Genomic DNA, 13,947 nt, shown 5'->3' with positions numbered 1-13,947 from the left:
ACTACCGATCGGTAGGGCTGCCGAAATCACTACGCAAATCGCTACCTGTGTGCAAACTGCGATCAAAAGGCCGGCCACGGGATCGGCCGGTGCCGATCCGGGCTGGGCATGACCGGATTGTCAAGCAGCCCAACAACTCTCGCTTGCAGCGCGGCGATCTCATGCCGGGTGAGGTGCGGAGCCAGCGTCGCGGCGAGGCCGTCGCGCAGGGCGTCCCGCAATGCGGCCACCGCACCGAGCACGTCGTCGTCGATCGGTTTTCCGGCCCAGCCCCACAGCACCGTCCGCAGCTTGTCCTCGACATGCAGGGTCACGCCGTGGTCGACGCCGTACACCTGGCCGTCGGCGCCGGCCAGCACGTGGCCGCCCTTGCGGTCGGCGTTGTTGATCAGCACGTCGAACACCGCCAGCCGGTGCAATCGGGCGTCGTCGGCGTGCACCAGCACCACTTCGTCGCCCTTGTGGTCGTAGGCCCGCAGGATCGGCAGGTAGCCGGCCGGTACGTGGCCGGCCGGCACGAGGTCGACGAGGTCCGGGCCGGGCGGGGGTTCGGTTTCACTGAGCGCGTCACCGGGTTGGTCGACCCAGCGCTGCACCATGCCCGGGCCGGCCGGGCCGTCACGAATGATGGTGTGCGGCACCAGATTCCAGCCAAGCGCGGCCGACACCAGGTAGGCCGCCAGCTCCCGTCCGGCCAGGGTGCCGTCGGGGAAATCCCACAGCGGCGCGTCGCCCGAGATGGGCTTGTACACGCAATGCAGCAGGGCGCCGTCGAGCTCGGCTTCACACAGGAACGTCGCGTTGCTCGCCGACCTGATGCGCCCGAGCGCCGTCAGCTCACCGCGTTGCAGAACCTGTTCAGCGTCAGGAGACGTCATCCGGCTCATCACCGTCGGCATCGAGCACGCCACGCCGATATCCGTTGGTGCGCACGCAGATATGGCCCTCGGGGTCGAGAGGTTCCTCGCACAGCGGGCACGGCGGCCGGCCGGCGGAGATGACGCGGTTCGACCGGTTCGCGAAGTCCCGGGCCGACTGCGGGCTCAGGAACACCCGCACGGCGTCGGGACCTTCCTCGGCGTCGTCGAGCACCACGGACGCGTCGAACTCCGAGTCGGTGACGGCCAGCAGTTCCACCACCACGGTCTGCGCTTCGGAGTCCCAACCGAGGCCCATGGTGCCCACCCGGAATTCGGCGTCCACGGGCATGACGAGCGGGTTGAGGTCGGTCACCTCGCCGGTGTCGGGCGGGATCGGCGTGCCGAACCGGCGGTTGATCTCGACCAGCAGCGCGGAGATGCGTTCGGCCAGGACCGCGACTTGCTGCTTCTCCAGCATGACCGAGACGACCCGCTGCTCGTGCACGGCCTGCAGGTAGAACGTCCGGTTACCAGGCTGCCCAACGGTCCCGGCCACGAAGCGGTCGGGAGATCGGAAGACGTGAATTGCGCGAGCCATGGCACCTTTCAAAATACCGGTTCACCGGTCTAATCGGTCGAGCCGCCGACGGTTGCGTCGTGTGTCGGGACAGCATCATCGGGCTTGCCGGCCGCGTCGGATTTGGGCTCCTCGGGCTGCGAACGCAGCGACGAGCTGAGATCCGTGCCGGTGTGGTTGACGTGCAGGACGAACGGGCGGTGCGGCGTGTAGCGGATGACGCTCATCGAGGCCGGGTCGGCGACGATCCGCTGGAAGCCGTCGAGGTGCACGCCGAGCGCGTCGGCCAGCACCGCCTTGATGACGTCGCCGTGCGTGCAGGCGATCCACAGCGTGTCGCCGTCGTGCTCCTGTGCCAGCGCCCGGTCGATCTCGCGGACGGCGGCGACGGCGCGGGACTGCACCTGCGCCAGCCCCTCGCCGTCGGGGAACACCGCGGCGCTGGGCTGCTGCTGGATGACAGGCCACAGCGGCTCTTTGACCAGTTCGGCGATCTTGCGGCCGGTCCAGCCGCCGTAGTCGACCTCGGTCAGCCGGTCGTCGACGCGCGGTTCGAGGCCGAGCGCCGCGGCCAGCGGGGCGACGGTGTTCTGGCAACGCAGCAGCGGCGAGCGGACGATGGCCTTGACCGGTAGTTCGCCGATTCTGGCGACGACACCCTCGGCCTGGGCACGTCCCTTGTCGTCGAGGTCGACGCCCTCGGACCGGCCGGCCAGGGTGTGCGCGGTGTTGGACGTCGAGCGCCCGTGCCGCAGCAGGATGACGGTCATCTGGCTCCCTCGAGTGTCACTGTGCGGCCACCACCCCGGTACTGAGCAGCGCCAGCACCGTCACGCCGAGCACGACGCGGTAACCGACGAACCAGTACATGCTGTGCCGCACCAGGAATTTCAGGAACCAGGACACCGCGGCGTAGCCGACCACGAACGCGATCGCGATGGCGACGGCCAGCTGGGCTCCCGTGGCGCTCATGCCCTCGGTGACGGGCTTGAAGGCGTCGGGCAGCGAGAACAGCCCGGAGGCCAGCACCGCCGGGATGGCGAGCAGGAAGCCGAAGCGCGCCGCCAGCTCACGGTTCATGCCGAGGAACAGGCCGGCACTGATCGTCGCGCCGGACCGCGACACCCCCGGCACCAGCGCCAGGCACTGTGCCAGACCGACGATGACGCTGTCCTTCCACGTCAGCTGCTCGACGTCGCGGGTCTGCTTGCCGACGTACTCGGCGAGGGCGATCACCGCGGAGAAGACGATCATCGCGGTGGCGACGACCCACAGATTGCGGGCGCCGGAACGGATCTGGTCCTTGAACAGCAGTCCCATCACACATATCGGGATGGTGCCGATGATGACCCACCAGCCCAGCCAGTAGTCGGCGGTACGGCGGGCGGCGTCGGTCAGACCGCCGAACCAGGCGGTGAGGATGCGCCAGATGTCCTTGGCGAAATAGATCAGCACCGCGGCTTCGGTGCCGAGCTGGGTGACGGCGGTGAACGACGCGCCGGCGTCACCGGCGAAGAAGAGCCGGGAGGCGATGGCCAGATGGCCCGACGACGACACGGGCAGAAATTCGGTGAGCCCCTGGAGGACGGCCAGCACGATCGTCTGCCACCAGCTCATGGCTGCCACGTCAGTCACGCCGACGACCGTACCGTGAGCGGCGGACTGAGGCGTTAGTGGTTGCGCTGCACCGGTTGTGCGTCGGCGACGGCGTCACGGACAGCGGCGGCCAGACTGCGCTCGTCGTGCACGTCGACGTGCGCCAGGCTTCGCGAGGACACCGCGACGACGTCCTCTTCCTGCGGCACCGGACCCGACAAACGGGGGCGGTAGATCTCCACAATCAGCACGCGCTTGTCGTCCAGGCGAAAGGAAAAACTCCGGCCGTCGCCGACTTGGCCAAACCCGCTGGCCCGTAGACCTGTCGAAAGGTCTTCGATAGCAAAATTACCGTTGGCCAGATCGCCGTCGGTGGCAATGCTCATGTCTCCGACCATACCCCTCCGGTACGTGACGTACCCGCCGGAAGCCGATAATTGACGCCAATATATTTGCCTAAACTGGCAATTAGGGTCCCCCCGCCGTTCACCGAACCGAAAGACAGCCTGTGTCAATGGATCACCATCCCATTTATTGTCGGCTGCGTGAATATGGGGTGAACGTAACAAGATTCGCGACAGCTGCGCTGGCCATCGGCGCGCTGGCGGCCTGCTCGTCGCATCCGGCCGAGACCCCGCCACCCACCATCTCCCCCGCCCACGCCGCGGTGTCGCCCGCGGTCACGGGCGCCCCGGACGGCGTCGTCCATCTCCTTCCCGGGGCGGGCACCGGTGCGAGCTTCGACGCGGCGACGTCATCGCTGGTGGTACTCGGCACCGACGGCACCGGCCGTCCGGTGGTGACGGTCCCCGGGACCCCGCCGGTGGTGCTGCCGACGGCCGCCACGGGAGTGACGGGCGACGGCGCGGGCACGGCGTTTCTGTCCACCCGCGGCGGCTACCTGCGGTTCGACATCGGCAAGCGCGCGGTGCAAGCGGTCACGGTGGACGGCCAGGCGGGCACCGACTTCACCTCGATCGCCCGGCGGGCCGACGGGAAACTCGCGCTGGGAACGGCCGACGGCGCGGTCCTGATCGTCGACGGCAGCGCCGTGCGGTCCCGGATGAAAGCCTTCGCCCGCGTGGACGGGCTTGCCGCGCAAGGCAATACCGTCGTGGTCCTGGACCGCGGGCAGACGTCGGTGACCGAGGTGAACGCCGACGGCACCGACGTCGCCCAGGCCCTGCGCGCCGGTGAGGGCGCCACCACACTGGCCGCCGACCCCGCCGGTCGGGTGCTGGTGGCCGACACCCGCGGCGACGGCCTGCTGGTCTTCGGGACGACGCCGCTCATGCTGCGCCAGCAGGCGCCGGTGCGGGGCGCGCCGTACGGCATCGTCGGATCGTCGAAACTCGCCTGGGTTTCACAGACCGCGACAAACAGCGTGGTTGGTTACGATCTTTCGACTGGTATCCCCGTCGAGAAAGTCCGATATCGCACCGTGCAGCAGCCCGACGTCCTGTCCTTCGACGATCGCACCGGCACCTTGTTCGTGGTGTCGGGGTCGGGCGCCGGGGTCCAGGTGATCGCGAACGCCGCCGCGGGGCCGGGGTCGGGCGGCCACTGATGCAGCGGGGGCGGATGCCGGCAGCGTGGGCGGAGGACCTGTCCGACGACTACGAATGGATTCCGCTCCGGTTGCCCCCGGAGGTGACCAGGCTGACGGCATCCACCCGGTTGTCGATCGAGGCCGAATATCGCGGGTGGGAACTGACCCGGGTGCGCCTCTACACCGACGGTTCGCGCCGGGTGCTGCTGCGCCGCCGCAAGATCAGGGCGGGCGAAGCTCCGGAACAGCTGCCCGATAGGTTGGCGCCCGAGCAGCCGTCGATGTGAGGAGCCGTTGATGTATCGCGCCCTGCGCTGGGTGATGTTCCGTGTCCCGCCGGAACGGATTCACACCTGGGTGTTCGCGCTGCTGCGCATCGCGACCGGGACGGCCGTCAGCCGCCGGTTGCTGGCCAAGTGGCTCGCCCCGTCGGACCCGGTGCTGGAGACGACGGTGTTCGGCGTGACGTTCCCGGGGCCCGTGGGCCTGGCGGCCGGCTTCGACAAGAACGGCAGCGGCATCAACGCCTGGGGCCCACTGGGTTTCGGCTACGCCGAGGTGGGCACCGTGACGGCGCAGGCGCAGCCGGGTAATCCGGCACCGCGGCTGTTTCGGCTGCCCGAGGACCGCGCCCTGCTGAACCGCATGGGCTTCAACAACCACGGGGCCGGCGAGCTCGCCATCAAGCTGACCCGCAGCCAGTCCACCGTGCCGATCGGCGTGAACATCGGCAAGACCAAGGTCACCCCGCCCGAACACGCCGTGGACGACTACGCCGAGAGCGCCCGGCTGTGCGGCCCGCTGGCCGACTTCGTCGTGGTGAACGTCAGCTCGCCGAACACGCCCGGGCTGCGTGACCTGCAGGCCGTGGCGTCGCTGCGGCCCATCCTGGCCGCCGTGCGCGCCGAGACCACCAAGCCCGTGCTGGTGAAGATCGCGCCTGACCTGTCGGACGACGACGTCGACGAAATCGCCGACCTGGCCGTCGAACTGGGGCTGGCGGGCATCGTCGCGACCAACACCACGATCTCCCGCGAGGGGCTGCTGACGCCCGGCGTCGCCGAGCTGGGCGCGGGCGGCGTGTCCGGCGCCCCGGTGGCCGCGCGGTCGCTCGAGATCCTGCGGCGGCTGCACAAGCGCGTCGGCGATCAGCTGGTGCTGATCAGCGTCGGCGGCATCGAGACCGCCGACGACGCCTGGGAGCGCATCATTGCCGGTGCCTCACTGGTGCAGGGCTACACCGGATTCATCTACGGCGGCGGCCTGTGGGCCAAGCACATTCACGACGGCGTGGCCGCGAAGTTGAAGGCCGGTGGCTTCGCGTCGCTGGCCGATGCGGTGGGTTCGGGCGCCTAGCTCGGCCTAGTAGATCTCCGTCGGCGTGACGCCGAGCTCGTGCAGGGTGTGCTGTACGTGCTCGCGGAGAACGGCTTTGGTGTTCTCCGCCCCGACCTGGTAACCCACGATGCCGATGGTGACCTTGCCGTTGTGGCGCAGCGCCGTCACCACCAACAGACCGCCGGGCTGCTCGATGTCGCGTTTCTTGACGTTCTGCTCGACGCCCCAGCAGATCACGTAATCGGCCTGGCGGACCCCGTCGATGCGGCCGACCAGGTCGGGCACGTCGCCCACATTCGAACAGGTGACAGGCAGCTCGCCGAGCACCATGGCCGCAGTGTGGCGGACCGCCCGCCGCGGGATGAACGGCGTCAGCGGCAGCAGTTGGAAAGACTCGTCCGGCTGGTCTCTGGCGGTGCGCAGCGCGGTCCGGATCGACCCACGCAGCTCGGTGAGATCGGTGGTGGCCGACTCGGGATCGACGGTGAACGTCGTGAAGGTCATCGCGTTGGCCCGGGTGTCCTCGAGCGAGGTGCGGTCGTTGATGGCGACCATCAGCGAGATGGCGCCGTCCCGCGCGCGCTGGCGACCCATCCGGACGCCCAGGCGGGTGGCGAACGCCGCGACCAGTGAATGGCCATTGCCGCCGAGCTCTGCTGCACGCGCGTCGAAGTGATCGAGGTCGATGATGGCGGACGCGAACGGCACGTGCACGAGTTCGTCACCGGAGGCAGACCCTCCTGTCGAGGGCGTCGCCGTCATCTCACTGCGCCGCTCTCGGGCCAGTTTGGCTGCGACCTTGACCGTCCGGCGGACCTCAGGCAGGTCCCTGAAGGTCTGGCGCAGGTCGGAACGGATCGCCTGCAGTCGGGTCCGGGACCGCGGCCGCTCGTAGCCGAGGTCGCGCTCGTTTCCCAGGACCGCGTCCATGAACGCGACGACCGAGCCGCTGCCGTCGATCAGACAATGCGAGAGCACTATCGCGACCGCCGTCGAGCCATCGGTGAAAGGCTGCACCCCCAGGTGCCAGCCCGGCCCGCGCTCGGGATCGATCGGGATCTGGGCGCGCTCCTCCAGCCAGTCGCTCAGTCCTGAACGTGGACAAGGAGTTTCGGCGACGTCGACCGGTCGCGGCGCGCCTGACGCGGCCACCCAACGATGGCGGCCGAACGGCAGTGGGGAGCGCTCGATGTACCGCGCCACCATCCCCTTGCCGAAGTTCTCGTTGAACCGGCGCAACCCGTCGAGGTCCACCGGCCCCTCGTAGAACCACAGCGCCATGCCGACCTGGACCCGGCCATTGGCCCGGTACGACAGGAATGTGGCCTGGTCGATGTAGTCGAGGCGGTCCTGATCCGTCGGTGTCGAGTGCTTGCTCACCGGGGTAGGTGTGGACAAAGCCGATGGCCCCCTCGCGTCGGTAGGCCGGCGGGCGTCGCTGCCGCCGGCCTCGGTCCGATAGTAGGTCGGGTGATGGGTGGTCGCGACTCGGCGCGAGCGGCCTATTTCTGCTCGTAGGTGCCGTGGATGACGGCCCGCGCGATGGCCTGCATGAACAGGTTGAAGCCCAGGAACGCCGGGGTGGCGTCCTCGGGGATGTCGAGCTTCTCGACGGGCAGCGCGTGCACGGCGATGTAGTACCGGTGCGGGCCGTGGCCGGCCGGCGGGGCGGCGCCCAGGAAGCGCTTGAGGCTGGCGTCATTGGTCAAGGTGATGGCGCCGCCGGGCAGCGCGTCGCCGTTGCCGGCGTCGGCGGGCAGCTCGGTGACGTCGGCCGGCAGGTTGGCGACGGCCCAGTGCCAGAAGCCCGACGCGGTTGGGGCGTCGGGGTCGTACACGGTGACGGCGAAGCTGCGGGTCTCGGCCGGGAAGCCCGACCAGCTCAGCTGCGGCGAGACGTCTTCTCCCCCGGCGCCGAAGATGCCACTGACCTGAGCGTTGGCCAGCGGGCCGCCGTCGGTCAGCGACGTCGAGGTGAGGGTGAAGGTCGGTAGCTGCGGCAGGTTGTCATACGGCGAAGCGGTCATGATGAGAGTCCTTTCGATGGCGGGCAGAGCTGTCAGCAGTGCGTCAGGAAGTGTTCGAGGACCTTGGCGCCGAACTGTAGTGCGTCCACGGGTACCCGTTCGTCGACCCCGTGGAACAACGCGGCGAAATCCAGCTCGGGCGGCAGCCGCAGCGGCGCGAAGCCGAAGCACCGGATGCCCAGGCGGACAAACGCTTTCGCGTCGGTGCCGCCCGACATCATGTAGGGCACCGTGCGGGCGTCGGGGTCGACGGCCAGGATCGCGGCGTTCATCGCGTCGACGAGGTCGCCGTCGAAGGTGGTCTCCACGCTCGGCAGGTCCCGCTCCCACGTGCGGGTGATGTTGGGGCCGAGCAGCGCGTCGAGTTCGCGCTCGAAGGCCTCCTTGCGGCCCGGCAGCACGCGGCAGTCGACCATGGCCTCGGCCGTCGCCGGAATGACGTTGGCCTTGTAGCCGGCCTTGAGCATGGTGGGGTTCGCGGTGTCCCTCAAGGTGGCGCCCACGATGCGCGCGATGCCGCCCAGCTTGGCGATGGAACCTTCCAGGTCCGGCGAGGTCGGGTCGAGGTCGTAGCCAGTCTCTTCGGACACCGCGGTCAGGAACTGCTCGACCGACTCACTGAGCACCAGCGGGAACTGGTGCCGGCCCAGTTTGGCGACGGCTTCGGCGATCTCGGTGACGGCGTTGTCGTCGTGCACCATCGAGCCGTGCCCGGCCCGGCCGCGCGCCGTCAGCCGCATCCAGGACAGGCCCTTCTCGGCCGTCTCGATGAGGTACAGGCGACGTTCGCCGCCCTCCTTGGTCGGGACCGTCAACGAGAACCCGCCGACCTCGCCGATGGCCTCGGTGATGCCGTCGAACAGGTCGGGCCGGTGGTCGACGAGCCATTGGCAGCCGTAGGTGCCGCCGTGCTCTTCGTCGGACACGAAGGCGAAGACGAGGTCGCGGGGCGGGGTGATTCCGGCGCGCTTCAGATGCCGTGCGACGGCGATCATCATGCCGCACATGTCTTTCATGTCGACCGCGCCGCGGCCCCACACGTAGCCGTCTTTCACCGCACCGGAGAACGGGTGGACGCTCCAGTCGGCGGGCTCGGCGGGGACGACGTCGAGGTGACCGTGGATCAGCAGGGCGCCGCGGCTCGGATCGGCGCCGGGCAGCCGCGTGAACACGTTGCCGCGGCCGGGCGCCGTCTCGACATACTCGGTTTCGTACCCCACCTCTTCGAGCTGAGCGGCCACCCAACGAGCACATTCGGCCTCGCCTTTTGTGGTCTCCGGCTCGCCGGTATTGGACGTATCGAACCGGATAAGAGAGCTGACGAGGTCGACAACCTCATCCTCGGGCGCAGTCACAGTCACATTCGTACCACCCTCGGTTTTGGACTGGGCACCTCGATCCGTTAGCCTAAGCTGCCCGGCCAGACGGCAGGGCAGGTCCGAGTGGCGGAATGGCAGACGCGCTAGCTTGAGGTGCTAGTGCCCTATTAACGGGCGTGGGGGTTCAAGTCCCCCCTCGGACACAGTTTTTTAGCTATATACAGCAAATACGCTCTACAACTTGTTTTATGCATTTGCCGTATGGTTAACGCTTGCGACTAATGCCCTCGAATCCGTGTCGCAGATGGCCGAGTCGCCTTCTCGACACCCCCTCGGACACGGCCGGCAACACGGCTGAATCCAGCGGTCGCTGCGACCTGATTACCCACGCAAGGTCATCATGGGCGCCTCGTTGACACTCGTGTCGACCTGGCCTTATAGCGAAACGCACCCTCACCGGCGATGATGCCCGCCGCGAAGCACGGTCACAAAGCGAAACAATCCGCATACACGTACTATTAACTGTAAACAGTTTGTATGCGATCGGAGGTGTCAACGGCCATGGAAGCACTAACCCCACGCACCGCACAGAAGGTCGGATTGTCGCGCGGCGCCTTCTACAGGGACGCACGCGAAGGCCGCCTCGACCGCATCGCACGAGGCATATACCTTCCCGCCGAGGCCCCAGCGATGGACTGGGATCTGATCGAAGCCTCAACGCGCCGACCTGACGCGACCATCTGCTTGACCTCCGCGCTGGCCCACTACGACCTCACCGACGAGATACCCGCCACCGTGGACGTCGCGATCCCGCGCGGATCCCGGACACCGGCTGGCCGCGCTGCCATCACCTGGCATCACTTCGATGCGGCCACATTCGACATCGGACGCGACCAGATGACGATCCCCGGCTCGAATCAAACGATCGGGATCTACTCCCCTGAACGTTGCATCGCCGATACGTTCCGCCTGCGTGGCTCTGTCGGCTACGAGCTCGCTCGTGATGCGCTGCGGCAGTGGCTGCGCGCAGGCGGCAAACCGGCACTGCTCATGGACATCGCCGCGCGCCTGCCTCGCGCGAAAACCCCTGTCCTGCAAGCACTAGAGATGTTGACGTGAGCCGCGGCGACGAGGTGTTCCGCCACATCCAGGGCACCGCACGGGCCGCCGCAGCACAGAGCGGAGCCGGTGCACCGACACAGGAATACCTGATACGGCACGTACTCGAATCGTTTCTGGATCGCCTAACCCGAACAACTCACGCCAAGGATTTTGTACTCAAAGGCGGAATCTTGTTGGCCGCCTATGGAGTTCGGCGTCCCACCAAAGACGCCGACGCCAATGCGATCAGTGCCGATGTCGATGCCGAGCACCTCATACAGGTGGTTCGTGACGTCGCCACAGTCGCCACAGATGACGGACTGCAGTTCGATCTCGCCACGATCGCCGTCCAGGAGATCCGTGAACAGTCAGAGTATCCCGGTCTGCGCGTACGAATCGCCGTAACCGTTGGGCCGTGGAAAGGGGTAGCGGCGTGGGACGTGTCCACTGGTGATCCGATCGTCCCGCCGCCACGGCACGTGACCATCGATCGGATCCTCGGCGAACCGATCACCCTCCTGGGATATGCACCGGAAACGACGATCGCCGAAAAGGGCGTGACCATCCTCGAACGCGGAATCACCAGTACCCGCTGGCGTGATTACGTCGACATCGTGCAACTCGCTCGCGCCGGCATCGATTCGGACGAACTGCTCCGCTCAGCGCGGGCGGTCGCCGTCTATCGCGGAGTAAATCTGGAACCCGTCGCACCGCGACTAGCCGGTTACGGCGCTGCCGCACAAGCGAAATGGGCGGCATGGCGACGCAAGGAACACCTCGAATCAGCTTGTGAACAAAACCTCGACGACCAAATCGCTCTCGTTGCCGCCCACCTCGATCCAGTCTTTCGCCACGGATCCGAGTGAAACACCGGCATCTACCGGCGCGAGACCGGGTCCGTACCCAGCGGAGGGATATCAATGAAGATCACTGGCGGCTGTGAACGATTTCCCGGCGAGTTGGATGAACTGCGAGCTGACAACGCGCGCCTACGGCACTTACTTGAATTGACCGAGGAACAGGCCCGCGCCGCCCGCAGCGACCAGGCCACCCTAACCGGTGCCCCGACGCCACCTGTCTGCATGGAGTCCAGCCCCGCTGACAAGGTCAGGTTCTATTTCGACCTATTCCGTTGCCGCACAGATGTTTACGCTCAGCGGTGGGAGAACCGCAAAGACGGCCGATCAGGTTGGATGCCGGCGATCGAAGGCTATTGGCGCAAAGGTATGAACCGTGCCGATGCCCCCTATCTGACGTTGACCCCTGAGGTAGTGAGCTCGCATCTCCGCGGGGACGTCCACATCGGTCTGTATCCGCTGGGTGATGACGACACATGCTGGTGGGTCGCGGCGGACTTCGACAAAGAAGCGGCCATGCTCGACGCCCTCGCCTACCTGAAAGCCGCTCGCTCCCATCATGTTCCGGCAGCGTTGGAAGTGTCCCAGTCCGGCCGCGGCGCCCACGTGTGGATCTTCTTCGCGCACGCGACATCAGCCTCCGTCGCGCGCGGGATCGCCACCAGTCTTCTCGGCGAAGCGTTCCGGCTGCGCGGCAGCATGCACCTGAGCAGCTACGACCGATTGTTTCCCTCCCAGGACGTGCACACCGGCCGCGGAGTCGGCAACCTCATCGCGGCACCACTCAACGGCAAACGCCGCCAGCACGGCACCACTGTCTTCCTCGATCCGGCAACCCTCGAACCGTACGAGGACCAGTGGGCATATCTGTCGAGCATCGCACGGCTGTCCGCCAAAGAAATCACTTCCCTTGCCCGTCAGCTACCCAGCCCCCAGATCGGGCACAGCGTTCGGCGGCTGCAACTGCCGACCTCATCGAAAATCGTCCCCCGCCCGGCTGCAATCGTGCGAGCCGCGTTCGGTTCACGAATCACCCTGACGTCCAGCGATCTCGGCCCCGCCATGATTTCGGCGGTCAAACACGCCGCGTCCATCCGCAACCCCGAATTCGACGTACGGCAGCGGGCACGGCGAAGCACCTGGGATACCCCGCGATACCTTTATAGCTACGACGAAACCGCCGACGGCAACCTCACCTTGCCTCGCGGCCTGCACCAACTGCTCAGCGACCTTGTCAGCTCAGCCGACAGCACCCTCAAGATCGAAGACCACCGCGTCATCGGTGAGCATCACGAATTCACCTGTGCCACAACACTGCGCGACACCCAGTCAGATGCCCTGAACCAGCTCCTCAACCACGACACGGGCGTACTGATCGCACCGCCAGGAACCGGAAAGACGGTCATCGCCTGCGCGACCATCGAAGCCCGTGCCACCTCAACGCTCGTTCTCGTCGACCGCAAAGCACTTGCCGACCAATGGCGAGACCGGATTGACCAACACCTCGACTTCAAATGCGGCCAGATCGGCGGCGGACGATCCAAGACCACCGGAGTTCTCGACATCGCACTACTGCCAACCCTGGCGCGTCGCAACAACATCTCCGAATTAACGGCCGGATACGGCTTCATCATCGTCGACGAATGCCACCACGTCGCGGCAAGCGCCTTCTTCAACGTCCTCGGCCAGATTCCCGCCCGATTCTGGCTGGGCCTGACCGCGACTCCGGAACGGCGAGATGGACTCGAAGACCTGATCTACCACCAACTCGGCTCACACCACGTAGAGATTGAAAGACCCACCGCAGGCCAACTGCCCACCGACAGCGCCGAACTGTCAACACCGCACCCGGTACTGCAACTCCATCCGACACAATTCCGCTACCTCGGCGACGCTGACCCACGAGAACCAGGCGGGATGGCCGACATCTACCGGACGCTGGTCGCCGATGAGCAACGGCTCGACCAAATCGTCGGCGACGTCCTGACCGCTGCCGGCAAAGGCGCCAACATCCTCGTCCTCACCACATGGGTCGACCACCTCAACGCCATCGCTGAACGGCTCTCCGCGGCAGGACGGTCGGTCACCGTCTTGAGCGGCGGCATGAAAGCCGCCGAACGGCGCCGCATCACCGAAATGCTCGCCACCAGGACACCCGATGCGGAGCCACTCCTGATCGTCGGCACCAGTTCGTTCATCGGCGAAGGCTTCGACTGCCCCGCCCTCGACACCCTTTTCCTCGCCGCGCCAATCACCTTCAAGAATCGTCTCGTCCAGTACGTCGGCCGCGTGACACGGCCGTACCCCGGCAAGACCACCGCGACCGTGCACGATTACCACGACGAACTCACCCCAGTCATCGCCTCATCGCTGAAGAAACGAGCACCCGGCTACACCACGATGGGATTCCCAGACCCGCGGACCCGCAGCTGACCGACGGTCGCAGAAGGGGAAAGCGCCGCCGCGATCCCCGACAGGGGCCCGTTCTTCTGCGCTCGCCCACGCCCATTGCGTCGTGTCGACGATTCTCGCGACGGCCTTCGCCACGACATGACTACCGCCGGGCTGTTTAGCGCGTTCCGTCGCCAGCCGTAGGAAAACTGCTGTTCAACGATCTAATTCAAAAAACCACAACCCGTGTCGTAAGTGGCCAAGCCCCCTCGGACACACGACTGAGCGGCGCAGCCGCGATCACACACCAGCGACAGAAACCCCGGTCTTTG

The 13,947-nt window shown here is 66.8% G+C and carries 14 protein-coding genes and 1 tRNA gene; 7 read left to right on the top strand and 8 right to left on the bottom strand.

All coding sequences use genetic code 11. The features are described from left to right. Positions 1–62: 62 nt before the first annotated feature. The 5 genes from ACZ5IQ_RS10550 to ACZ5IQ_RS10530 are packed head-to-tail and all read right to left on the bottom strand — an operon-like array spanning position 63 to position 3,419. Positions 63–878, bottom strand: coding sequence for an SCO1664 family protein (locus tag ACZ5IQ_RS10550; RefSeq protein ID WP_464481208.1), 816 nt, complete (start codon positions 876–878; stop codon positions 63–65). Then, a complete protein-coding gene (locus tag ACZ5IQ_RS10545) occupies positions 865–1,458 on the bottom strand; it encodes a DUF3090 domain-containing protein (RefSeq protein ID WP_212812028.1) in 594 nt (197 codons plus the stop codon). Before ACZ5IQ_RS10545 ends, ACZ5IQ_RS10550 begins: the two co-directional genes overlap by 14 nt. A 29-nt stretch (positions 1,459–1,487) precedes the next feature. Next, positions 1,488–2,207 (bottom strand): histidine phosphatase family protein, encoded by a 720-nt coding sequence (locus tag ACZ5IQ_RS10540; RefSeq protein WP_464481207.1) that lies wholly within the window; start codon positions 2,205–2,207, stop codon positions 1,488–1,490. A gap of 16 nt (positions 2,208–2,223) precedes the next feature. Continuing rightward, on the bottom strand, positions 2,224–3,054 hold the full coding sequence (locus ACZ5IQ_RS10535; RefSeq protein ID WP_464481453.1) for an undecaprenyl-diphosphate phosphatase: 831 nt from the start codon (positions 3,052–3,054) through the stop codon (positions 2,224–2,226). 53 nt (positions 3,055–3,107) lie between these two features. Further along, a complete protein-coding gene (locus ACZ5IQ_RS10530; RefSeq protein WP_029105734.1) occupies positions 3,108–3,419 on the bottom strand; it encodes a hypothetical protein in 312 nt (103 codons plus the stop codon). Between the two features lie 128 nt (positions 3,420–3,547). On the opposite strand from ACZ5IQ_RS10530, the gene ACZ5IQ_RS10525 reads away from it, so the two are divergent. Genes ACZ5IQ_RS10525 through ACZ5IQ_RS10515 form a run of 3 tightly spaced genes read left to right on the top strand, consistent with a single transcriptional unit; the run spans position 3,548 to position 5,938 of the window. Continuing rightward, positions 3,548–4,600: a YncE family protein gene (locus ACZ5IQ_RS10525; RefSeq protein ID WP_464481206.1), complete on the top strand. Its 1,053-nt coding sequence runs from the start codon at positions 3,548–3,550 to the stop codon at positions 4,598–4,600. Beyond that, entirely contained in the window at positions 4,600–4,869 is a 270-nt protein-coding gene (locus ACZ5IQ_RS10520) for a DUF5703 family protein (protein WP_064980314.1), read from the top strand. Before ACZ5IQ_RS10525 ends, ACZ5IQ_RS10520 begins: the two co-directional genes overlap by 1 nt. Positions 4,870–4,879: 10 nt before the next feature. Beyond that, entirely contained in the window at positions 4,880–5,938 is a 1,059-nt protein-coding gene (locus tag ACZ5IQ_RS10515) for a quinone-dependent dihydroorotate dehydrogenase (RefSeq protein ID WP_464481205.1), read from the top strand. Between the two features lie 6 nt (positions 5,939–5,944). Here the strand turns inward: ACZ5IQ_RS10515 and ACZ5IQ_RS10510 are convergent, their stop codons facing one another. The 3 genes from ACZ5IQ_RS10510 to ACZ5IQ_RS10500 form a co-directional block, all read right to left on the bottom strand. Then, entirely contained in the window at positions 5,945–7,300 is a 1,356-nt protein-coding gene (locus ACZ5IQ_RS10510) for a hypothetical protein (protein WP_267325035.1), read from the bottom strand. 122 nt (positions 7,301–7,422) lie between these two features. Continuing rightward, positions 7,423–7,947 (bottom strand): YbhB/YbcL family Raf kinase inhibitor-like protein, encoded by a 525-nt coding sequence (locus ACZ5IQ_RS10505; RefSeq protein WP_064860976.1) that lies wholly within the window; start codon positions 7,945–7,947, stop codon positions 7,423–7,425. Between the two features lie 32 nt (positions 7,948–7,979). After that, positions 7,980–9,308 (bottom strand): M20/M25/M40 family metallo-hydrolase, encoded by a 1,329-nt coding sequence (locus ACZ5IQ_RS10500; RefSeq protein WP_267325036.1) that lies wholly within the window; start codon positions 9,306–9,308, stop codon positions 7,980–7,982. 75 nt (positions 9,309–9,383) lie between these two features. Between ACZ5IQ_RS10500 and ACZ5IQ_RS10495 the strand changes: the two genes are divergently transcribed. The 4 genes from ACZ5IQ_RS10495 to ACZ5IQ_RS10480 all read left to right on the top strand — a co-directional run bounded on the left by ACZ5IQ_RS10495 (position 9,384) and on the right by ACZ5IQ_RS10480 (position 13,657). Next, positions 9,384–9,469, top strand: a tRNA-Leu gene (locus tag ACZ5IQ_RS10495). Positions 9,470–9,827: 358 nt separating this feature from the next. Further along, positions 9,828–10,385: a type IV toxin-antitoxin system AbiEi family antitoxin domain-containing protein gene (locus ACZ5IQ_RS10490; protein WP_133426979.1), complete on the top strand. Its 558-nt coding sequence runs from the start codon at positions 9,828–9,830 to the stop codon at positions 10,383–10,385. Then, on the top strand, positions 10,382–11,233 hold the full coding sequence (locus ACZ5IQ_RS10485; RefSeq protein WP_205848858.1) for a nucleotidyl transferase AbiEii/AbiGii toxin family protein: 852 nt from the start codon (positions 10,382–10,384) through the stop codon (positions 11,231–11,233). Before ACZ5IQ_RS10490 ends, ACZ5IQ_RS10485 begins: the two co-directional genes overlap by 4 nt. A 54-nt stretch (positions 11,234–11,287) precedes the next feature. Beyond that, complete coding sequence (locus ACZ5IQ_RS10480; RefSeq protein ID WP_133426980.1) at positions 11,288–13,657, top strand: DEAD/DEAH box helicase; 2,370 nt, start codon at positions 11,288–11,290, stop codon at positions 13,655–13,657. The last annotated feature ends 290 nt before the right edge of the window (positions 13,658–13,947 follow it).

Source organism: Mycobacterium toneyamaense, from assembly GCF_055384815.1.
This window is presented reverse-complemented; position numbering and strand designations above follow the sequence as displayed.